Below are 22,591 nucleotides of genomic sequence, written 5' to 3' on the forward strand. Positions count from 1 at the left end.
ATGAACGGCACGCTGCTCCCCGAACGCATCGACGCGCATCTGGCGCCGGACGAAATCGTCCTGCGCCGGCGCACCGGCAGCTGCCGCCTCGCCGTCTCCCCCGATCCCGACGCACCGTCCTGGTACGCCGCACTCGCCGCGCTTGATCGCGCACTGCACGCCGAAGCGCCGCGCCACCCCGGCAGCCGCCTGCCGCGGGCGCTGGCGACGGCCGTCGCGCCGCGCCTGCACATCGTTCTCGCCGGGCAATACGCGCGCTGGCTGCTGCTGCCCTGGCAGGCGGAAATCGCCTCGCCGGTCGAAGTCGATGCGCTGGCGCGGCTGCGCCTGCGTGAAATCTACGGCGACACGGCGCGCCACTGGCAGGTGAGCTGCGCCGAACGTCCGCCCGGCGAAGCAACGCCGGTCTGCGCCATCGACAAGGAACTGCTCGACGGGCTGCGCGCGCTCGCTGCACAACATGGCTGCCGGCTGGAGAGCGTCCGGCCGCTCTTCGCTGCCGCTGCCGATCACTGGCGCAAGAAGCTGCCGCGGGGTGTCGTCTGGTTCGGCCTGCTCGACAAGGCCCACCTCAGTCTCGGGCTGCTGCACGACCGGCGCTGGCTGGCGCTGCACAGCGAAAGCATCGATCCCGCGGACCACGCCGCTGGCGAGGCGATCGCCGGTCTGATGGCGCGCAGCGCCCTTGCCGCGGGCGTCGCCACCGATGCCGCCCGTCTGCTGCTCTGCGGCGACGGCGCCGGCGAGTGCGTGACGACGCTGCCCGGCGCCGCCGTCAGCCCGCTCGGTGCCGCCCTGCCCTGGTTGCCGGCAGCGGCGGCGAACAGCCAACGCGAAAGCGCCGCATGACGCCGCTCGCCATCGATTTTGTCGCCGCGCCGCGCCGTCAGATCGGCGTCGTCGGCTTTGTCCTCTTTCTCGCCGGCGCTGCCACGCTCGCCGCCGTCAGCTTCGACCTCGACGACAAGGAAGAGCAGCGGGCGTCTGCCGAAGCGCGCCTGCGCAGCCTGACGCGCGCCATCGCCGCGCACCAGCCGGTGAAAACCGCCGCCGTCGCCCCAGGACGCAGTGCCAACACCGCCGCCAGCGCCAGCGGCCCAGCCGGCAAGATCCTGCCGCAACTGAAAGCCCCCTGGCATACGCTGCTCGGCGAACTCGAGAGCGCGTCGGGATTGCCGGTAGCGCTACTTGGCGTCGACGCCGACGCGCGCAGCCGGCACCTGCGTCTGACTGGCGAGGCGAAAAGCATCGACGACATGCTCGCCTTCGTCGAACGCCTGCGCGAGAGCAAGCATCTGCAGGACGTTTTCCTGCTCGGCCACGAGGCACGCACGGTCGGTGCCGTCAGCGTCATCGCCTTCACGGTCGCCGCCAGCTGGCCCGAAGCACGGGATGGCGCCCGATGAGCAGGCCGCCGGCAAGGCCCCGTGTGCCGCTCGCCGCACAGCTGCGCTATCTGCTGCGCCGTGCCGGCTGGCCGGCGCTGGCCGGGCTGGCGCTGTTCGCCGGCGCGCTGGCCATGCATTACGCCTATGTCGAGCCGGCCGAGCAGCAGATCGGCGAACTGCGCGCGAAGATCGCCAAGGCGCGCAGCCTGCCGCCGGTGGTGAACACCACCGCCACCGACGCCGACAGCGTGCTCGCCGCGCTGCCGGCGCGCGACACGCTCGAACACGCGCTCGGCGTCATCCATCAGGCGGCGGCCGCCGACGGTTTGAGCACCGCCGTCGCCGAGTATCGCGCGCGCCAGGAAGGCGAATTCACGCGCTACGAGATCGCCCTGCCGGTCAAGGCCGCGTGGACGCCGCTGCGCCACTGGCTGGCAGCGGTCGTCGACACCCAGCCGGCACTGGCGGTCGACGAGCTCTCGCTGCATCGCGACAACGCCGAAGGCGAGCCGCTCGCCGGCCGTGTACAGCTGACGCTTTACCTGCGCAGCGCGGCCACCTCGGGCCAGTCGGGCGAAAGCACCCTGCCCGAGCGCAGCGAACTCGCGGCGAGCGCCGTCGACGCGCCGCAACTCTTCGCCGCCCGCTCCTGGCAACCGCCACCACCGCCGCCACCACCCATACCGGCACCGACCGCGCCGCCGCTGCCCTTCAAGTTTGCCGGCCGGCTGATGGAAGAAGACGGACTGAAGATATTCCTGAACCAGAGCAACAAGACGATCCTCGTCAAGCAGGGCGACCACCTCGGCAATTACGACATCGAACGTATCGACAAGAGTTCGGCCGTGTTCGTTTACCGCCCGCTACAGGAAAAACAGACCATGATTTTTGGAGGTGACGATTGACCAAGCCGCCCCGGGCCGCACGCCTGCTTGTTGCCGCCGTGCTTGCCGCGAGCCTGCTCGCCGGCTGTGCCAGCCACCCGGCGATCGAAGCCAGCCGCCAGCTGATGGCCAGCGGCAATACCGACGCCGCGATGCAGCGCCTGCTCGAAGCGACGCAACGCTCGCCCGACGACATCGAGCTGCGCGCCGCTTTCCATCGCCAGCGTGACCTTGCCAGCGCGCAGCTGCTGGCCAGCGCCGACGGCGCGCGCAGCAGTGGTCGCGAGGAAGAGGCCGAAGCGCTCTACCGGCGCGTGCAGCGTTTCGACGAGAAGAACGCCCGTGCCGCCAGCGGCCTCGCCGCCATCGCCGCCGACCGCCGGCGCAACACGCTGGTCAGCGAAGGCGAAGCGGCACTGGCCAAGGACAAGCCGGCGCTCGCCGAACGCAACGCGCGCACCGTCCTCGCCGAAGCACCGGCGCACGGCGGCGCACGCGCGCTGCTGCGTGCCGTGCAGGAAAGGCAGGCGCGGGAAGAAGCCAAGGCATTGGCGCCGAAATCGCCGGCACCCAAGCCGATTTCGCTCGAATTCCGCGATGTGGCGCTGAAGGCCGTCTTCGAGGTGCTGGCGCGCTCGTCGGGGATCAACTTCGTCTTCGACAAGGACGTGCGTTCGGACACCAAGGTCACCATCTTCATCCGCAACAGCAACGTCGATGAAATCGTCCGCCTGATCCTCGCCACCAACCAGCTGGAGAGCAAGCAGCTCAACGAAAACTCGCTGCTCATCTACCCGAAGACCGCGGCCAAGGCCAAGGAACACCAGGAAATGGTCGTGCGCAGCTTCTTCCTCGCCAACGGCGACGCCAAGCAGGCGCAGACGATGCTGAAGAACGTGCTCAAGGCCAAGGACATGTTCATCGACGAGCGCCTCGGACTGGTGGTCATCAAGGACACGCCGGAAGTGGTGAAACTCGCCGAGCGCCTGATCGAGTCGCTCGATCTGGCCGAGCCGGAAGTGATGCTCGACCTCGAAGTGCTTGAAATCAGCCGCAGCCAGCTCTACGAGCTTGGTCTCGATTTCCCTGACCAGATCGGCTACGGCAAGATCACGCCGGATGTGGTCAACAAAGTCACCGACACCAGCGGTGTCACCATCAGCCAGACGACCACCTTCGGCGGCGTTCTCGCTCCTGGCAACATCGATCTGCGCAGCCGTGTCGGGCTGACGACCTTCGTCGCCAATCCCGGCCTGCTGCTCAACCTCAAGTCGAACGGCGGCGACAGCAAGCTGCTCGCCAACCCGCGTATCCGCGTCAAGAGCCACGAGAAGGCAAAGATCCACATCGGCGACAAGCTGCCGGTGTTCACCACCACCGCCACCGCCAACGTCGGCGTTGCCGCGTCGGTGTCGTACATCGACGTCGGCCTCAAGCTCGATGTCGAGCCCGTCGTGCATATGGAAGACGAGGTGGCGATCAAGGTCGGCCTCGAAGTGAGCAGCGTGGTCAAGGAAATCGCCGGCCCGTCGAACTCGACCGCCTACCAGATCGGCACGCGCAGCGCCGCCACCTCGCTGCGTCTGCGCAACGGTGAAACGCAGGTGCTCGCCGGTCTGATCAGCAACGAGGAGCGCAACAGCGCCGCCAAGCTGCCCGGATTCGGCGACGTGCCGCTGCTCGGCCGGCTGTTTGCCAGCAACAAGGACAGCAGCAACAAGACCGAGATCGTGTTGCTGATCACGCCGCGCATCATGCGCAACCTGACGCCGCCGCAAAGGAGCGACCCGGCACTGGCCGCCGGCACCGAAAGCAATGTCGGTGCGCCAGCGCTGCGCATCAGCCCGTCGGCGCCGCGCAGTCTGGGCGTCGGCATGAGCCGCAATGCCGCTCCCGCGCCAGCGGCAGCAGCGCCCACCGGCGACGCCGGCCAGCCGCCGGCAGCGCCCGAAGCGCCGGCCGACAACACGCCCGGACTGCCGCCGCCGGAAGCGCTGTCGCCGCCCGACGAGATCAAGGTCAACGCGCCACCGCCCTTCGTCAATGCCGGCGACCCGATCAACCCGGCGCCGCCAGCCGCCAACCCGGCGCCGGGCGCCGCCAACGAAAGCCCGCCGCAGTGAAACAGCGGCGACACGCGTCCGGTTTCACGCTGATCGAACTGGTGGTCACCGTCGCCATCGTCAGCGTGCTCGCGACGATGGCGCTGCCGCTGGCCGAAACGACGATCCAGCGCAGCAAGGAAGCCGAACTGCGCAGCGCCTTGCGGCAGATCCGCGAGGGCATCGACGCCTACAAGCGCGCCGGCGAGGAAGGCCGCATCCAGCTGCGCGCCGACGCCTCGGGCTATCCGCCAAGGCTGGAAGTGCTGGAAAACGGTGTCGAGGACATTCGCCGCCCCGACCTCGCCAAAATCTATTTCCTGCGCCGCCTGCCGCGCGACCCGTTCAACGCCGACCCGAGCCTGCCGGCGGCCGAAACCTGGGGCAAACGCAGCTACGCCAGTGCGCCCGACAACCCGGCGCCCGGCGACGACGTTTTCGACGTCCATTCGCTGGCCGAAGGGCGCGGTCTCAACGGCATTCCCTACCGCCAGTGGTGAGCGCATGAAGAAACAGCGCGCCTTCACGCTGATCGAACTGATGGTGGTGATGGCCATCGTCGCGCTGCTGCTAAGCATCGCCGCACCGCGCTACTTCAATCACCTTGAGCGCGCGCGCGAAGCGACGCTGCGCCAGTCGCTGGCGGTGATGCGCGACGCCATCGACAAGTTTCACGGCGACACCAGCGCCTACCCGGAAACGCTCGAAGACCTCGCGGTCAAGCGCTACCTGCGCGCCGTTCCCGTCGACCCATTGACCGACAGCGCCGAAACCTGGGTGATCGTGCCGCCACCGCCGGCCAACGGAGCCGGCCGCGTCTGGGACGTGAAGAGCGGCGCCGAAGGCAACGGCCTTGACGGCAGCGCCTACAGCGAGTGGTGAGTTGATGCCGCCGCGAAACGCGCCGGTGCACAGCGTGATGCGAGGAGCGCGCCGCGCGCGCCAGCGTGGCTACACCTATCTGCTGCTGCTTTTTGCCGTCGCCGCGATGGGCCTGCTCACCGGTATCGCCGCCGAAAGCTGGACGACGCTGGCGCAGCGCGAACGCGAGGCCGAGCTGCTCTTCGTCGGCAACCAGTATCGCGAAGCCTTGCGCCGCTATGACGAAGCGCTGCCCGGCACCGATCTGCGCGGTCCGGCTAGGCTGGAAGACCTGCTGCGCGACCCGCGCTTTCCCGACACGCGGCGCTACCTGCGCCAGCTCTACGCCGACCCGGTGACCGGCCGCTTTGACTGGGTGCTGGTGCGCGAGGGCGGCCGCATCGTCGGCCTGCACAGCCGCTCGACGCAGGCACCGCTGAAGAGCGACGGCTTCCTTGCCCGCGACAATGCGTTGCGCGGCGGTAAAACCTATGCCGACTGGCTGTTTGGCCGCGGCGCGATCAGCCCGGCGAGCACCAGCGCGAGCACTGGCGCGGCATCGGCCGGCACGGGCGCCGCCGATAGTCCTAACGGGCTAACTCGCTAGGGCAGCGGCATAGCTTCAACGTAACAGTCGGCGTTTAACTTTCATTTACGCTTTTTCGCCCTTGCCAGACCCGACAGGTTACCCGCCATGCCAAATCAGCCTCACGCCATCCCTTGTCCGCAGCACCCGGCCGCCACGGCCTTACCTGCTGCGACAGTGCGCCGACACGTGACATGAACCTGCTGCTCGCGTCACCCGAAAAGAATCTGGTCATGCTCTCCGAGCGCGAGCGGGAATATCTCGTTCGCGCCATCGAGTCCGGGCTGTATGTGCGCAAGCGCCATCAGTTCTTTCTCTGGGCGCAGGGTCAGCTGCACGGAATCCTGCCGCACGAACTGCTCATCTGCCTGCGCCTCGACGACGACGGCCACGTGCTGCAGATGGAGTGCTTCAACAGCTGCCTGCTCGACGAAGAACGGCAGGAAGTCATCTGCCATCCGGCCAACGGCATCGCCGTCCGCCTGGCGCGCCTGTGTGGCGAGCACGGCAGCCCGCTGATCCTCGCCTGCGGCGACGAGCCGCAGCAGCTGGAACTGGGCGCCGACTTCCGCCGCTGGGGACTGCGCAACGCCATGGTCTGCGCCTCGGACTACCTGTTCGGCAGCATCTGCGTATTCGTTCTCTTCGACCTCAAGGAAGGCCCGACGCAACGCCACGCCTACCTGCTCGAACTGATGCTGCCGCACCTGCAGATCGCGCTGCTGCGCCTGCTGACGCCGAGCAGCAGCGTGAACGAACCGCGCATCGGCACCGGCAACCGGCTGATCACCGCGCGCGAAGTCGAAATCCTGCGCCTGGTGCAGCAGGGAAAGAGCAACCAGGACATCGGCTCGGCGCTCGGCATCAGCCCGCTGACCGTGAAAAACCATGTGCAGCGCATTTACCGCAAGCTCAACGTGCAGAACCGTGCGCACGCCGTCTCGCGCGGCATTTCGCTGCGCCTGCTCGACTCCGCCGCCGGACTCAACGCATGAAGCCGCCCCGCCGCCCCGCCATCCTCTGCCGCCTGGCGCCGCTGCTGCTGGCAATACTCGCCAGCAACGCCAGTGCTGACGACTCGACGCCCGACCTCGACTGGCTGCGGGACGGCCGCAGCATTGCGCCGCAAACCCGACACGGCAGCGATCTGCCGCCGGTGTTTCTCGCCGGCCTGCCGCAAAACGCGCCGAACGCGATTGAAATCAACGGCGAAACCGACGCACTGCTCGCCGCCGTGCGCGCCGGCGATCTTGCGCGCGTGAAAGCCCTGCTCAAGGACGGCGTGCTGGTCAACGCCGCCGATCTGCGCGGCGAACGCGCGCTGCCGCTGGCGGTGCGCGCCGGCCGTCTCGAACTCGTCCGGCAGTTGCTCAACGCCGGCGCCGACGCCGACCTGCGCGGCGCCGACGGCATGGCACCGCTGTCGCTCGCCGCACTGGCCGGCAATGTGGCGCTGACCCGGCTGCTGCTCAAGGCCGGCGCCGACATCGACCGGAAAAGCGCGCACGGCAACACGCCGCTGCTCGACGCCGTGCTCATGAACCGCGTCGACGTCGTGCGCGTGCTGCTGGCGGCAAAGCCCGACCTCGAACGCTACGACCGCGACGGCCTGCACGCGCTGGCGCTGGCGGCGCGCGACGGCCGCGGCGAAATCGTCGACCTGCTGCTCAAAAACGGCGCCGCAGCCGAATTCCCCGACCGCAGCGGCCGTCCGGCGCTGTTCTGGGCGATCTACCGGCAGCAGCGGCAGAGCACCGACCTGCTGCTGGCCAGCGGCGCCAACCCCGGCGCCATGTCGACCGACTTCTGAGTTGCCGGGCGCCGCCGCGGGCATGGTCCGTTCGCCGCGGACGTAGTGCTAAACGACTACGAAAAGCTGAAACCTGAAATACCAAGGACGTAAAGCGGGCCATGCAAAGTGCGAGTCAGGACTCGTGCAAGTGGCGGGCCTGCAGTACCCAACCCAACCTTCAGGAGAATCAAGCATGAATTTCAAACTCAAGATGATCGCCGCCGCCGCGGCGATGGTCGTCGCCGGCGGCGCCAACGCCGCGTTTGAGGATTTCGCCTCGGGCAACAGCTCGCTCGGCTTCTTTGCAATCGACAACACCGGCACCAACAAGTCGTCGACCTTCATCGACCTGCTCTACAACTACGAGGACTTCAAGACCGTCGCCGCGACCGCCGGTACCAAGATCGTCTGGAACTTCAACACCAACTCGCTGACGGTCAATGGCGTTTCGCAAACGGCCGGCAGCTGGTCGAGCGCCTTCACTGCCTTCCAGAACGCTGGCACGCTGGCTGGCTCCGACAAGGTGCAGTGGGGCGTCTATGGTGGTGATTCGGTCTCTTCCGGTGACGTTCCCGGCGACTATGGCTATCTGGTCACCTCGACGTCCACCTTGAGCACGATCAAGACCCAACAGCAAAACAATATGTCCAGTTTTTCGTTGGCCAACTCCTTGTACATCCCGGCGAACCAGAAAGCGGACGGCGATGCGAGCACGGCGCTGAACGGAACGGCGATCAATTTCGTCGGCGCCAGCTACAAGTTTGGCACCCAGCTCAATTTCCAGGGCAAGGCCGCGTTCAAGGTCGCCGCCAACGAAGGCGTCGACCAGTCCTTCTACCTGGTCGACAACAGCAACATCGTTGATGACAGGTACGCCGGTGTGACCCAGTTCGGCGCCGGTAGTCCGTTCCAGGCAGCGAAGTTCAGCTACTCCGCTGGCGTGCTGACTTACACGGTTCCGGTTCCCGAACCCGAAAGCTACGCGATGCTGCTCGCCGGCCTCGGCATGCTCGGCTTCATGGCGCGCCGCCGCCTCGGCAACCGCGTCTGATTTCGCTCCCGCCTTCGATCCACACCTGTACTGACGAGTCCCCGGCGCCGCCGGGGCTCGCCTGCCTTCGACCCCCCTCAAGGAAAATCCCATGAAAGTCAAATACCTCGCTCTCGCCCTCGCCGCGATGTCCGCCGGCGCCGCCAATGCCTACACCGACAATGAAACCAACCTCTACATCACCGGCGCCTCGGCGATCCGCAACAACGTCGCCGCTTCGATCAAGAAGCTGTGTGGCGATGCTGGCGGCGCCCTGACCGTCTACAAGAACGGATCGGGTGTTTCTTCGCTGGCCAACCAGATGGCCTACGTGTGCACCGAGCCCATGGCCGGCACTTCGATCACGACGGTGCTGCACACGACGACCGGCGGCTCGCTGAACTCGATCCTCGGCATGTCGTCGAGCACGACCAACAAGGCACCGGACGGCGCTTTTTATCAACAGCAGCCGATGTCGTTTTCGGGCTGCGATGCCAGCGCCAACGCCGGCACCGGCGCCCTCGCCGGCTACTCGGTCAAGGCCAACTGCGGCCTCGATACGAAGGCGGCGTCGAACGGCGGTTTCTCCGACGTCGAATACGGCCCGGCAATCGGTCTGGTCGAAGGGCTCGACGCTGACGCCGACGGTTTCACGATCGGTGATGTGAGCGCCAAAACCACCGGCGTCGCGCAGGCCTTCGGCGTCGCCGTCAACAACAGGATGTACAAGGATCTGCAGACCGCGCAGGGAATCGTCGGCAAGGCGATCAGCACGCCGACCGACATCAACGGCGACGGCGATACCAGCGACAGTTCCCCCAACGAATCCGGCACCTGCGATCTCGGCAACCCGCTTCCCGATTGCCAGCCTTCGCTGAGCAGCTTGCAAATCCGCGCGCTGATCAGCAGCAATCTGTCCACCGCCGAGAAGAAGAACGCCTCGGCGCTCGGCCTGACCGCCGGCACGCCGATCACCTACCTTAAGCGCCCCGTGACCTCCGGAACGCAGACCTCGGCGCAGGTGTTCTTCCTGAGCAAGGGCTGCGCCAACGGCCCGGCTGGCGGCGAACTCGACGTCGTCGCTCCCGGCCCCTCCTATAACGGTGGCAAGTTCATCGTGACCAACAATTCGGGCACTGGGAACGTACTCAACGCGCTCGCAACCGCGACCAACTACTACTTCGGCATCGTCTCCGCCGAGAACCGAGCCCCGGTCACGATGGGTACCGACGCCTGGCGCTTCATCAAAGTTGACGGGGCAGCGATTTCCGATGGCACGGCGACCGGCCTGAACAAGAAGACCGCGATCAAGGGCGACTATCCGTTCTTCTTCGAACCGGTCGGCTACAAGGGACCGGAAGGTAAGACCAGCACCGACGAAGCCGCGCTGATCGACGCAATCGCCGACAAGATGGCCTTGAAGCTTGCCGACGATGGCCCGACGACGGTCGGCCTGTTCATCAGCCCCGTCAACCCCAGCGGCTACGCCTACGATGGCGCCGAAGTCGGCAAGCTGGTTCGTGGCGGCTCGTCGCCGAGTTCCTGCCAGCCGCTGCAAGCGTTTTAATCCGGTATAGCCGGACCGGCAGCAAAAGGCTGACGGCCTGAAATTGCAGGCCATCCTGCCCGCAATACCCGCAACAGCCCTTCCCCGTGACGGGAGGGGCTGTTGCATTCATTTCGCGCGCCATGGCGCATCAGTCCTGCCCACGCTCACCGTTTCTTCATGGAGCGACGAGCTCCGGACCCACTCATGATCGACCCATATCGCTTCTCTGTACTTTCCGCGACGCTGGCACTGCTGCTGGCGCTGCCCGCCGTGCATGCCGCCGACCTGCCGCCGGCAAGCACTGAAGCCCCTCGTTTCGACGTTTTCGAATACGTCGTCGACGGCAACAGCGTGCTCTCGCCGCCAGCGATCGAGCGCGCGGTCTACCCTTTCCTCGGTCCGCAACTATCGCTACGCGAAGTCGAGCAGGCGCGCGCCGCGCTCGAGAAGGCCTACCAGGACGAGGGCTACCTGACGGTCAGCGTCGAATTGCCCGAACAGCGCGTCAATGCCGGCGAAATCCGGCTGCGCGTGGTCGAGGGCAGCGTCGAGAAGCTGCGCGTCAGCGGCGCGCAGTACCACTTGCCGAGCCGCATCCGCGAAGGCGTGCCGAGCCTGGCGCAGGGCAATGTGCCGCAGTTCGACGAGGTGCAGAGCGAGCTCGCCGCGCTTGGCCGCCAGCCCGACCGGCGCGTGACGCCACTGCTGCGCCCGGGCAAGGCGCCGGGCAAGCTCGAAGTCGAACTGAAGGTCGACGACGGGTTGCCGCTGCATGCTTCGCTGGAAGCCAACAACAAGCAGAGCGTGAACACCGTCGAAGGCCGCGCCGAAGCGGCACTGCGCTACGACAACCTGTTCCAGCGCGGACATTCGCTCGGCCTGAACTGGATCGTCGCGCCGCGCAACACCGACCACGCCGACATCGTCACCGCCAACTACGGCGTTCCTTTCGCCTCGGGCGACTACGCCTACGCCTTCATCACGCACTCGAACAGCAACACACCGTCGGGAATCGGCGGCAGCACGGTGGTCAAGGGCACCTCGTTCGGCGCGCGCTACCGACTCGCGCTGCCGACGCGCGGCGGCGCCTTCGCGCACGGCCTCAGCGTCGGCGCCGACCTCAAGGACAACAAGGATGACATGACACAGAGCGGACTCGTCGTTCCGCGTTCCCTGCGCTACGGCACATTCTCGGCGCGCTACGACCTGACGCAGTTCGACTCGGGCGACGGCATCAGCAACTCCTTCGACGCCACCATGACCCTCGGTGCGCGTGCGCTCGGCGAACACCGCGTCGATTGCGACGGCTTCGAAGCCGACCAGTTCGCCTGCAAGCGTTACAACGCCCGTCCCAACTTCATGAGCTGGCGCTTTGGCGCCGAGCATCGCCGGCCGCTGTTCGGCGACTGGAACCTGCGCGTGCGCGGCGACGCGCAAGTGGCGAACGGACCGCTCGTTTCGCAGGAGCAGTTCGGCATCGGCGGCAGCGACTCGGTGCGCGGCTATTACGAATACGAGCAGTTCGGCGACAACGGCGCCCTGCTCCGCCTCGAACTCGGCAGCCCGGTCGTCGCCTGGCTGGGCAGCGTCGGCATCAAGGGGCTCGGCTTTGCAGAGCGCGGCCAGGTCTGGCTGATCGACTCGCTGCCCGGTGAAAAAAGCAGCGTCGGCATGGGCAGCTTCGGCATCGGCCTGCGCGCCGAAAGCAAGCAGCTGAGCGGACGCATCGAGTGGGCGCTGCCGCAGATGGCAACGAAGAACACCGAACGCAATGACGGGAGGGTTTTCCTCTCGCTCAAGCTGCAGTTCTGAACAAACAACGCGAACGCCTGATGCCGGGCGGTCTGGAGTCGCCATGAACAAGGGAATTTTCCGGCTGGTTTTCGATGCGCGGCGCGGCATGCACGTGCCGGCGGCCGAGTGCGTGCGTGGCTGCGGCAAGCGGACGAGCCGGCAGCGTTCGCCGCGCAGCGCCGGCGCCGCCGTTGCCAGTGCGCTGGCGCTGCTGGCGGGAAACGCCGAAGCGGCACGGCCGCTGCCGTCTTCGGCGAACCTGACGCCGCAGTTCAACCTGCCGCAGGCCGCCGCCAACTTCAACCAGCTCGGGCGTGCCACGCAGGCGATCGATGCCGCCAACGCGCAGCGCATGATCGTCAACCAGACCGACCAGCGGGTGATCCTCAACTGGTCGAGCTTCGACATCGGCGCCGGCTATACGGTGAAGTTCGTCCAGCCGACCGGCGGCTCGGCATTGAACAACATCCGCAGCAGTGACCCGAGCGTGATCCTCGGCAATATCGAAGCCAACGCCGAGGTGATCCTCTACAACGCCAACGGCATGCTTTTCGGCAAGGGTGCGACGGTCACTACCGGCAATTTCATCGCCACCACGCTGAAAATCGCCGACGAGCAGTTCGAGAAGGGTTACCGCAACATCACCAGCTACACGCCGGCTTTTCAGGCAGCGGATGGCGAAACCGGCGGCTTCATCCGTGTCGAGGCCGGTGCCAGCATCAACGCGGCTAGCGGCGGCGACATCCTGATGTTCGCGCCGCGCGTGCTCAACGAAGGCCGGCTTTCGGCACCGGGCGGACAGGTGGCGCTCGCCGCCGGGCAGAAAGTTTATCTGGCGGCCTCGCTCGACCCGGCGGCGCGCGGGCTGCTGGTCGAGGTCGATCCATTCGCCACTGCCGACAAGGACTACAACACGGTCGAAAACGCGGCGACCGGCAGTACGAAAGTGACGCTCGACAGCGGCGAACTGGTGCAGCGGGTCAACGAGATCGTCACCGAACGCGGCAGCATCAGTCTGGTCGGTCTGTCGGTCAAGCAGAACGGCACGGCGCGGGCGACGACGGCGGTGAAGGGGCAGAACGGCGCGATCTACCTGCTGGCGCACGGCAAAACCGTCTTGGCGACGCATTCCGACGGGATCGAAGGGCACACCATGGCCAAGGCGGTCGAGGCTGGCGAACTGGTGCTCGGCGCCACGAGCGTGACGCGCGTCGATCCTGATGCCAGTAACGCCACCCAGCTCGACGCCGAGTACTTCTACAACTCGATCGTCCGCCTCGAAGGCAAACAGATACACCTGCTCGGCGGTGCGCAGATCATCGCCCCGGGCGCCGGCAGCGTCACTCCCGCTGCCACCGCGACCAATCAGGAGACGAAACGCGGCGTGAGCATCGTCGCCAGCGCGACGCCACTGTCTTCGGGCGTGTTCGGCACCGCGACCAGCGCTTCCGATGACAGCTGGATCGTGATCGATCCGAAGGTACTGATCGACGTCTCGGGAACGAACGTCAATTTGCCGATGAGCCGCAACGTGCTCACCGGCCGACTGTTCGCGATCCAGCTGGCCGACTCGCCGCTGCAACGCACCGGCGTTCTCTACCGGACCGAAGTCTCCTTCGACCGGCGCAAGAACAACAACACCGGCCTGAAGGTGGCCAACGTCAGCGACTTCTACGGCCAGATCGCGCGCACTGCGGCGGAAAAGCTGTCGGCGGGCGGCACCATTTCGATCAAGTCCGACGGCGCCGTTGTCGTCGGCCAGCGCGCCAGGCTCGATGTTTCAGGCGGCACCCTCAACTATGCCGGTGGCGAAATCAGGACGACGCTGCTGCGCCAGGGAAATCGTCTGATCGACATTGCCGATGCCCGCGCCGACGTGATCTACGACGAAGTGATCACCCCGAGCCAAGGCCGTTACGAAGCGGGCTATGTCGAAGGCAAGGACGCCGGCACGCTGACGGTCGCCGGACGCCGGCTGGTGCTCGACGGCGAACTGGCCGGCAAGGTCGTTGCCGGGCCTTACCAGCGCGGGGCTTCGGCCGGATCGCGGCCCTTGGCCGGCCGCTTGCAGGTCGGCATCGTCGCGGGTCCCAGCGGCACGCCCGACTACTATGTGAACAATCTGGTGCTCAGCCAGACGCGCGCGACGGCGCTGGCCGAGAGCTTCTTTGCCAGCCCGTTTGCCACCGGCCTCGGTGCTCGCGGCGAGACCGCGACGATTTCGGCCGACGCGCTTCAGGCAGGCGGCTTCGGCCGCGTCGAACTGCTCGCCAATGAGCTGTTCAGCCTGCAGACAGGAACCCGGCTCAATCTCGGCGCCGGCGGCAGCTTCTCGGCCACTGCCGGCCACATCGACATCGACGGTTCGATCAGCGCGCCAGCCGGATCGATCACGCTCACCGCGTCGCCGACCATCCTGACTGGGGCGACGCCCGCAGCCGGCGTCGCCTCGGTCGTGTTCTCCGAGGGTGCCAGCCTGAGCACCGCCGGTTACTGGAGCAACGACGGACGCAATGCGGGGGGCAACGTCGATTCGGCGCTGGCCAACGATGGCGGGTCGATCACGGTGGCCGCCTACGACTCGATCGTACTGCCGACAGGCGCTGCGCTCGACGTCTCGGCGGGCGCCTGGCGCAACGCCAGCGGCAAGCTCAGCTTCGGCAAGGCCGGCAGCATCGAGCTCGCCGCCAACGCCGGCAACAGCGACCCACTGCTGCAGGTGGGGAAGGTCACCCTCGACGGCAGCGTCAGCGGCTTTGGCTTCAGCGGCGGCGGCACCTTCAAGCTGACGACGCTCGATCTGAGCGTTTCCGACGCGGCGGCAACGGCCGGCCTCAACGTCAAACCCGGATTCTTCTCGGCCAACGGCTTCGAGAACATCACGCTCAACTCGAACCGCGACCTCACCATCGCCGAAAAAACGACCGTCAATGCGCAACTGCGCAACCGGGCGCTCAATAGCAACGCCGCAGCGCAGCAAAGCGGCAGCGCGATCGCCGCCGTCAGCCATCTGGCGAGCAGCGCCGAAGTCGACGCCGTCGCGCGCAAGGCGGTCAATATCGCTTTTGCCGCGACCCGTCAGCCCTCCGTGGTGACCGGGACCGACGGCGCCAACCTCGTCGTCGGCAAGGGAGCCACCATCGCCACCGAAGCGGGCGGCAGTCTGTCGTTCAGCGCCGGCAACAATCTGACCGTCGCCGGCACGCTGAGCGCACCGGGCGGCAGCATCGCGCTGACGGTCGAGGGCACGCGCGGTGGCGGCAGCGTGGACAACGCCGACAAGATCGGCTTCGACCCGACGCAGGCGCTGTGGCTGACCGACAGCGCGAAGATCCAGGCCGGCGGCGTCGTCGAGTACGCGAACAGCCGCAACGGCATGAAAACGGGGCAGGTCTATGGCGGCGGCACGGTCAAGCTGAACGCCAAACACGGCTACCTGATCGCCGAGGAAGGTTCCGAGATCGACATCCGCGGCTACGAGACCACGCTCGACGTCTATAAAGGCAGCGCCAGCACGCTGGTTTCGCGCGCCGCAGGAACGCTCTTCCTGAGTTCGCCGGAAGGCATCCTGGTCGATTCGACGATCAATGCGGCGGCGCCAGAGAGCGGCCGCGCTGCCGGCGGCACGCTCGAGGTCTCGATCAGCCGGCAGGGGCTCGACAACTTCACACAAGGCGACGCCTACTCGACGGCCGAACGCAGGATCGTCGTGCGCAAGGACGGCAAGAGCCTGCCGGCAGACATCAAACCCGGAGACGACCTGAACAGCGCTGTGGGCAACGGCGTGGCGGCGATCTCGGCGAAGACGATCAACGCCTTCTCGGCCGCCAAACTGCGCGCCGACGACCGCATCGAGTTCGCACACGACGTCGACCTCGCGACCACGCGTTCACTTGAACTCGATACCCGCGTCATCGCTGCGCAGGGCAATGCCGCGGTGACGCTGGCAGCGCCCTATGTCGCCCTTGGCAACATCGACATTGCGCCGATCACCGGAATGAGCACGCCGACGGCGGGCAGCGGTGCGGCCAGCTTCACCGTGACGGCGAATCTGGTCGATGTGGTGGGAACGCTCGGCCTGCAGGGGTTCGCGACGAGCAGCCTGAACGCTACCCGCAGCGGCCGCCAGGACGGCGAAATCCGTCTGCGCGGGCGGGCGTTTTCAGGCACGACGGCGCAGACCGGCGCCCTGCTCTTCGCCGGTCAGCTCAAGCTCACTGCCGGCCAGATCTATCCGACCACTTTCAGCGATTACGCGATCACCGGTCTGCCCGGCAACTCGACCATCAGCACTTTTGCGCCGCAAGGCGGATCGACCGCAGCGCTGCCGCTCTCGGCATTCGGCAAACTGAAGCTCAGCGCCAACAACATCGAGCATGGCGGCGTCATTCGCGCACCATTCGGCCAGCTGGAGCTGAATGCGACGAACAAGCTGACGCTCGACGCCGACAGCGAATTGTCGGTTGCCGGCAGCGGACTGACGGTGCCGGTTGGCAACACGGTGAACGGGACAACCTGGTACTACCGGCCACTGGGAACGGGCAGCAGCGAGCTGGTGAATATTACCGCCTTGCCGCTGGCCAAGCAGATCCTGCTGAGCGCCGGGACGCTCGACGCCTCGGCGCAGGCGCGCGTCTCCGCCGCCGGCGGCGGCGATGTCCAGGCGTCGGAATTCGTTGTCGGCGCCGGGGGTTCGACAGACTATCTCGCCAGCACCAAGGGCCTCTACGCGGTACTGCCGAACTACAAGTTCGACTACGCACCCTACGACGCCCAGATCTATGCGAACAGCGATCTGAAACCGGGCGAGCAGATCGTCGTGACCATGGCCGGATCGAAGCTGGCGCCGGGAACATACACGCTGTTGCCGGCGATCTATGCACTGTTGAGCCCCGATGCGGTGCTCGTTTCCAGGGCGGCTGACCAGGGCAGCAGCGCCCTCCCCGCGGCGATCAGTCAGACCGACGGCAGCGCGGTGGTGACCGCGTACCGCAGTGTTGCCGGAACAACACTGGCCGGTGACGACTACCAGCGCTACGTGATCGAGCCGGCAGCGACCTTCCGCGCCAAATCGTCATACACGCTGACCAGCGGCAGCGACTTCTTTGCCGCCAAGGCTGCGCGTGAAGGCAGCGCTGCCGGAAGCCTGCCCAGGGATGCCGGACGGATTTCGCTGTCTGCCGCCCACATGACCAACTGGCAGGCGCTGTTCGATCTGGCGGCACCCGCTGGCGCCAGGGGCGGCGAGTTCGATCTGGCCGTCCCCGACATTGTCGTCGTCAAGAACGGGCAAAGCGCCTCGGAAAATCACACGGCAGCCGACGGCTATACCGTCGTCAGCACGGAAAGTCTGGCGGCGACCGGCGCCGCCAGCATTCTGCTCGGCGGCACGCGCAGCGACAGCAACGGCACGACCAGTATCGCAACGAGCAGCGACAAGGTCCGCGTCGAATCGGACATGAACGGCAACGAACTGCTGTTCGCGGCGAAGACGGAAGTCGCGGTGGCCGACAATGTCACAATCAGCACCAGCGGCAGCAGCGAGACCGTGACGAATCAGCTCAAGCTCAGCGGTGACGGCGCTTTCCTGCGCGTATCGACGCGCAAGGGCGTCGACGTCGTTCGCAGCGGCGCGGCCCGCGCTCCCGGCGTCGGCACACTGACGATCGGCAGGAATGTGAAACTCGCCGGCGCGCAGGTCGACGTCGACGCCACCGGCAAGATGAGCCTCGACAGCAGCGCGACGCTGGTCGCCGATGCCTTCGGCCTCGGCGCCGGGCGCATCTCCTTTGGTGGCGCCTCGCCCGAAGGCGACAGCGTCAGCATCGACGGCAAACTGCTCGAAACGCTGGGCGCTGCCAGCAGCCTGTCGCTACGTAGCTACAGCACGATCGACTTCCTCGACAGCCTCGACCTGATTCTTCCCGGCAAGGGCAAGCTCGTTCTCGACGCGGCCGGACTGCGCGGGAGCGGTGGCACCGACAGCAAGGTCAATCTCGGTGCTGCCGAAGTATTGCTGCGCAATTCGACCGGTCAGACGGTCGCGGCGACGGGACAGGGAACGCTGAGCATCGCCGCCAAGCCGCCATTGCGCGACAGCAAGACCGGGGGCATGGAGATCGGCCCGGGTAACCAGTCGCTGGGCTTCGACAGCGCGACACTCAGTTCGACCGGCGACATGGTCTTCTCGGGCACCGGCAAGCTTTCCAGCCAGAGTGATCTGACGCTCGCCGCGCAACGCGTGACCGCTACCAGCGCGGCCGACCAGGCGGTCGCCGCCGGCGGCGTGCTGACGATCAATCGACCTGACGACGGACGCACGCTCGGCGAACGCGTCGGGCTTGGCGCCAAACTGAGCCTGTCCGGCGAGCGCGTCGTACAGAACGGAACGATCGACCTCGCCGGCGGCCAGCTGACGATCAACGCGGCAAACACCGCCACAGCCAGATATGGCGTCGAATTCGGCAGCGGATCGGTGACGCGCGCCGGCGGTTTCTCGGTCGCCGCCGACGAGTGGACGACTTACGGCGATGCCGGCTCGATCAAGGTCACTGCCGCCAAGGGCGACATCAAGGTCGACGGCATCGTCGGCGTGGCGGCGCTCGCCGGCGGCGGCAACGCCGGCAGTCTGAGCCTTTCCGCCAGCGACGGCACGCTCGACCTCGCCAGCGACGCCGTGCTCGAAGGCGCTGGTGGTGCCAAGGGCGAAGGCGGCAGTTTCAGCGCCGACCTTGGCAAGATCGCAGACGCCGAGAACGGCAGTATCGACAGGATCGCTGCGGCGACGAGCAACTTCAGCCGCAAGTTCGAGCTGCGCGTGCGCAAGGGCGACGTCGCGCTGAAGTCGCAACAGGTACGGGCAAAGAAGGTTTCGATCGCCGCCGACGCCGGCAGCCTGAGCGTCAGCTCGACCATCGACGCGCGCGCCGCAGCAGGGGGCGTCGTGCAACTGGCCGCCGGCAGGGACATGACCCTCGCCAAGGGCGGCAAGATCCTCGCCGCATCGTCGCGCGCCGGCGCCAACGGTGGCGATGTGCTGCTCGCGTCGACGGCCGGCACCGTCAGCGTCATGGAGGATTCGACAATCGACGTCGGTGGCGACGACATCCTCGATGGCCGTGTCGTGCTGCGCGCCGAGCGCGCCGGTTCTACGGTGAAGGTCGCGAAGATTGGCGGTGCGATCACCGCTGGCGAGATCGACATCGACGCGGTGCAGACCTATTCCGGTACGTCGCTGACGACCGGGAAAACCAACGGCGCTGTGCTCGGACAGGACTCGATCATCACCGACAACACCACCTTCATGCAGAACAAGGGGACGATCCTCGATGCGCTCGGTGTCACTGACGACTCGCGTTTTCATCTGCGGCCGGGCGTTGAAATCCGCTCGACCGGCGACTTCACCGTCAGTAAGGACTGGAACCTCTATTCGGCGAGCCGCCTCGGCGGTGAGGCAGGATTCCTGACCATTCGCGCCGCCGGCAAGCTCAACATCAACGGCACGATTTCCGACGGCTTCGATGGCGTCGCACGCAACTCGACGCTCATGTCGGGCGACGCCTGGTCAATGCGCCTCGTTGCCGGCGCCGACCTCGGCGACGCAAGCCTCGGCACTCCGGTCGCCGCCAATCCGCTGGCGATCAACACTGCCGGCAGCGGTGATCTCAGCATCGCCGGCGGTAAGCTGTTGCGCACCACCTCCGGATCGATTGATCTGGCCGCCGGCCACGACATCATTCTCGGCGGAACGACGGCCGCACCAGCGACGGTCATGGTCACCGGCACCCTGTCGGAACTCGACCCGGATCTGGCCGCCGCGTACACCAAGCCTGCCGACGCCGTGTTCACGAAGAACGGCGCCCACATCAGTGCCACCGCCGGGAATGACATCAAGAGTCCGGCCAGCGACCAGTTGCTGATCGACAACTGGTTCTCCCGCTCCGGGCGTCTCGATACCGACACCGGCATGTACTACGACAACGTTGCCTGGTGGAGCCGTTTCGATCTCTTCCGGCACGGTTTTGGCTCATTCGGCGGCGGCAACATCGTCCTCAGCGCGGGCGGCAACATGCAGAACGTGAGTGCCGTCGCGCCAAGCTCGGCGCGGATGGCTTCGACCACTCCAGATATGTCTAGGCTGATCGTCGAGAACGGCGGCGACATCGAAGTGACTGCCGGTGGCAACATCGCCGGCGGTGCCTATTTCGTCGGCCGCGGCGAGGGCAAGCTGAGTGCCGGCGGCAGCATCACCAAGGGAAGCTCGCCAGCCAGCAACGTAGGCCAACTCGCTCCCGTGCTGGCGATGATGGACGGCAGCTGGACGTTGCGCGCGCAGAGCGACATCGGTATCACGACTGCCTTCAACCCGACCATCTTCAACGCCAGGAAGGGAACATCGTTCTACACCTATGGCGACGCTGCGCGCCTCGACGTGGCGAGCACGGCGGGCTCGATTTCCTGGCCGAGCGTCGCGCAGAACGTCTTTTCATCGCTGGCGAAACTGGCGACCGCAAGCGCCGAAAAAATGACGCTGATCGATACCGATTACCTGACGCTGAATGTGCTCCCGCCCAATGTCAGGCTGACCGCGTTTGAAGGCGGAATCAATCTCAGCGCCAACAGCACCAATGCGCTCGGCGTCTCGCTCTTCCCGTCGGCGACCGGCAACCTGGAGCTGTACTCGGGCGGCGACACGCTGATCAATACCTCGGTGCGCATCATGGACAACGATCCCGCCAGCCTGCCGGGAATCGTGAATTTCACTGAAGGAACTGCGGCCACCCTGTTCGTCGGCATGCCGGGCGGAATTACCAGCTACGACATCAACAAGCTCGTCCTCACCGACCTGCACGCCGGCGACAACGATCCCGTGCGCATCCATGCCGACGGCTCGATCACGGTCACCGACGGCAGGCTGATCCTCTCGCCTAAGCAGACACGGATCAGCGCCGGGATGGATATCATCAACCTGAGTCTGTACGGGCAACATCATCGGGCGAGTGACGTCACGCAAATTTCCGCCGGACGCAATATCCTCAGCACCACCATCGTTCCGACGCGCGGACTGATCTCGCTGGCGGGCCCCGGCACCCTGGAAATGACGGCCGGACGACAGCTCAGTCTCGGCGCCTCGGCCGGGGTTGAAACAACCGGTAATATCTACAACCCATCACTATCGGCCGAGGGCGCCTCGATACGCATGGCGGCAGGCCTTGCCGCCACGCTCGATGCCGACGGTTTCAGCAGTTTTGTCACGAACTATCTGGGAGCCAGCGGCGCCCCCAGCGGTAGCAGTTACCGCCAGGCGTTGGTCGACTATGTGAAGAAGACGCTGAATCAGGGCGCCAGCGCCACTTACACCGACGACGAAGCCCTGGCAGTGTTCAGCGGCTTCTCGTCGGCGGGGCGGATCGCCTTCGTCAAGACGGTACTGGCCGAGGAATTCGGTCGCACCTACCTGGCCGCCGGAAAACCGTACGCGACGGCGTGGGCGCAGGCCGCGGCAAAAGCCGGCGTCACCAGCGACGTCTATGGCGGCGAGACCTTCGAGTGGATGCGCAACGAGGTGCTGTTCGCCGAACTCAAGCTCGGCGGCATTGCCGGATCGAGCGCCAAGGGCGCCACAGCCAAGGAGGCGGGATATGCCCAGGGCTACAAGGCGATCGATCTGGCCGGCTACGGCTCGCCATTCGATTTCGTCGGCAATATCGATCTGATCCAGAGCAAGGTACAGACGAAGAGCGGCGGCGATATCGAGTTCATCGCCCCCGGCGGCGGCGTCAATGTCGGTCTCAGCGCTGATGTCTCCAATGCCGTCGGTGGCAAGAAGACCTCGGACAAACGCGGTGTGGTCGCCTACGCCAACGGCAACATTCGTTCTTTCTCGGACGGCAATTTCCTGGTCAACGCCCAGAAAGTCTTCGTCATCGGTGCCGGCGATATCCTGCTGTGGAGTTCGAACGGCGATATCGACTCGGGGAAAGGCTCGAACAACACGGTGACGGTACCGCCACTGGTGCCGAAGATTGACCCGAAGGACGGCAGCATCAGTTTCGAACTACCTTCGCTGGCCACCGGCAGCGGCATCGGCATCCTCGACGCGTCGGACGGCAAGGCCGACGGCGCCGCCTACCTGTTCGCTCCGCGCGGCGAGGTGGTCGCGCTCGACGCCTTCATCCGTGCGCCGGTGGTGTATTTCGACCCGGACAAGATCCGCGGCGCCGACAACGTCATCGGCACTGCCGTCAACCCCGTAAGCACACCGCCCTCGGTGTCGGTCGGCGGGCTCGGCAGCGTGACGGCGAATCCCGCCGACAACCTCGCTACCGCCAGCGTTGCGCCGAAGAGCGGCGAGAAGGAGAAGAACTCGATCCTGACGGTCGAGGTGCTGGCGATGGGCGATGGCGCCAGCGGCTCGACCGGCAGCAAGGCGAACGAGGAATCGGCCGACGAGAGCGACGAGAAGAAGGCCAAGCGGCGGAAATGCCGTGCCAACGAGCCCGAAAGCGACTGCGTCACAAAGCTGTAGTCCTTTCAGTCTATGTGCGGCGCCAGCGCCGATCGGTGCTGTAACACCGCGTCCCTATACTCGGGTTTTACCTTTTT

At 66.3% G+C, this 22,591-nt stretch carries 13 protein-coding genes; all 13 read left to right on the top strand.

The window, feature by feature from the left end; genetic code table 11:
- Complete coding sequence (locus GGD90_RS13400; protein ID WP_153117432.1) at positions 1-849, top strand: hypothetical protein; 849 nt, start codon at positions 1-3, stop codon at positions 847-849.
- Positions 846-1,406: a PilN domain-containing protein gene (locus GGD90_RS13405; RefSeq protein ID WP_153117431.1), complete on the top strand. Its 561-nt coding sequence runs from the start codon at positions 846-848 to the stop codon at positions 1,404-1,406. The genes GGD90_RS13400 and GGD90_RS13405 overlap by 4 nt, the downstream gene beginning before the upstream one ends.
- Entirely contained in the window at positions 1,403-2,293 is an 891-nt protein-coding gene (locus tag GGD90_RS13410; RefSeq protein ID WP_153117430.1) for a GspMb/PilO family protein, read from the top strand. The genes GGD90_RS13405 and GGD90_RS13410 overlap by 4 nt, the downstream gene beginning before the upstream one ends.
- A complete protein-coding gene (locus GGD90_RS13415; protein ID WP_153117429.1) occupies positions 2,290-4,395 on the top strand; it encodes a secretin N-terminal domain-containing protein in 2,106 nt (701 codons plus the stop codon). Before GGD90_RS13410 ends, GGD90_RS13415 begins: the two co-directional genes overlap by 4 nt.
- Positions 4,392-4,874 carry a type II secretion system protein gene (locus GGD90_RS13420; RefSeq protein ID WP_153117428.1) on the top strand — a complete coding sequence of 161 codons (483 nt, stop codon included), beginning with the start codon at positions 4,392-4,394 and terminating at the stop codon, positions 4,872-4,874. Before GGD90_RS13415 ends, GGD90_RS13420 begins: the two co-directional genes overlap by 4 nt.
- 4 nt (positions 4,875-4,878) lie before the next feature.
- On the top strand, positions 4,879-5,256 hold the full coding sequence (locus GGD90_RS13425) for a type IV pilin protein (protein WP_153117427.1): 378 nt from the start codon (positions 4,879-4,881) through the stop codon (positions 5,254-5,256).
- A 4-nt stretch (positions 5,257-5,260) separates the two neighbouring features.
- On the top strand, positions 5,261-5,842 hold the full coding sequence (locus GGD90_RS13430) for a type II secretion system protein (protein WP_153117426.1): 582 nt from the start codon (positions 5,261-5,263) through the stop codon (positions 5,840-5,842).
- Between the two features lie 173 nt (positions 5,843-6,015).
- Entirely contained in the window at positions 6,016-6,816 is an 801-nt protein-coding gene (gene epsA, locus GGD90_RS13435; protein ID WP_153117425.1) for an XrtB/PEP-CTERM-associated transcriptional regulator EpsA, read from the top strand.
- Positions 6,813-7,631 (top strand): ankyrin repeat domain-containing protein, encoded by an 819-nt coding sequence (locus GGD90_RS13440; RefSeq protein ID WP_153117424.1) that lies wholly within the window; start codon positions 6,813-6,815, stop codon positions 7,629-7,631. The genes epsA and GGD90_RS13440 overlap by 4 nt, the downstream gene beginning before the upstream one ends.
- Positions 7,632-7,806: 175 nt before the next feature.
- Positions 7,807-8,664, top strand: a complete 858-nt coding sequence (locus GGD90_RS17840; RefSeq protein ID WP_221227777.1) for a PEP-CTERM sorting domain-containing protein — start codon at positions 7,807-7,809, stop codon at positions 8,662-8,664.
- A 91-nt stretch (positions 8,665-8,755) separates the two neighbouring features.
- On the top strand, positions 8,756-10,210 hold the full coding sequence (locus GGD90_RS13450; protein ID WP_153117423.1) for a hypothetical protein: 1,455 nt from the start codon (positions 8,756-8,758) through the stop codon (positions 10,208-10,210).
- Between the two features lie 186 nt (positions 10,211-10,396).
- Positions 10,397-12,004, top strand: coding sequence for a ShlB/FhaC/HecB family hemolysin secretion/activation protein (locus GGD90_RS13455; RefSeq protein ID WP_184415180.1), 1,608 nt, complete (start codon positions 10,397-10,399; stop codon positions 12,002-12,004).
- A gap of 43 nt (positions 12,005-12,047) precedes the next feature.
- A complete protein-coding gene (locus GGD90_RS13460; protein WP_184415182.1) occupies positions 12,048-22,514 on the top strand; it encodes a two-partner secretion domain-containing protein in 10,467 nt (3,488 codons plus the stop codon).
- The last annotated feature ends 77 nt before the right edge of the window (positions 22,515-22,591 follow it).

The sequence above is a fragment of the Rhodocyclus tenuis genome, assembly GCF_014197755.1.
GTDB classification, from domain to species: Bacteria; Pseudomonadota; Gammaproteobacteria; order Burkholderiales; family Rhodocyclaceae; genus Rhodocyclus; species Rhodocyclus tenuis.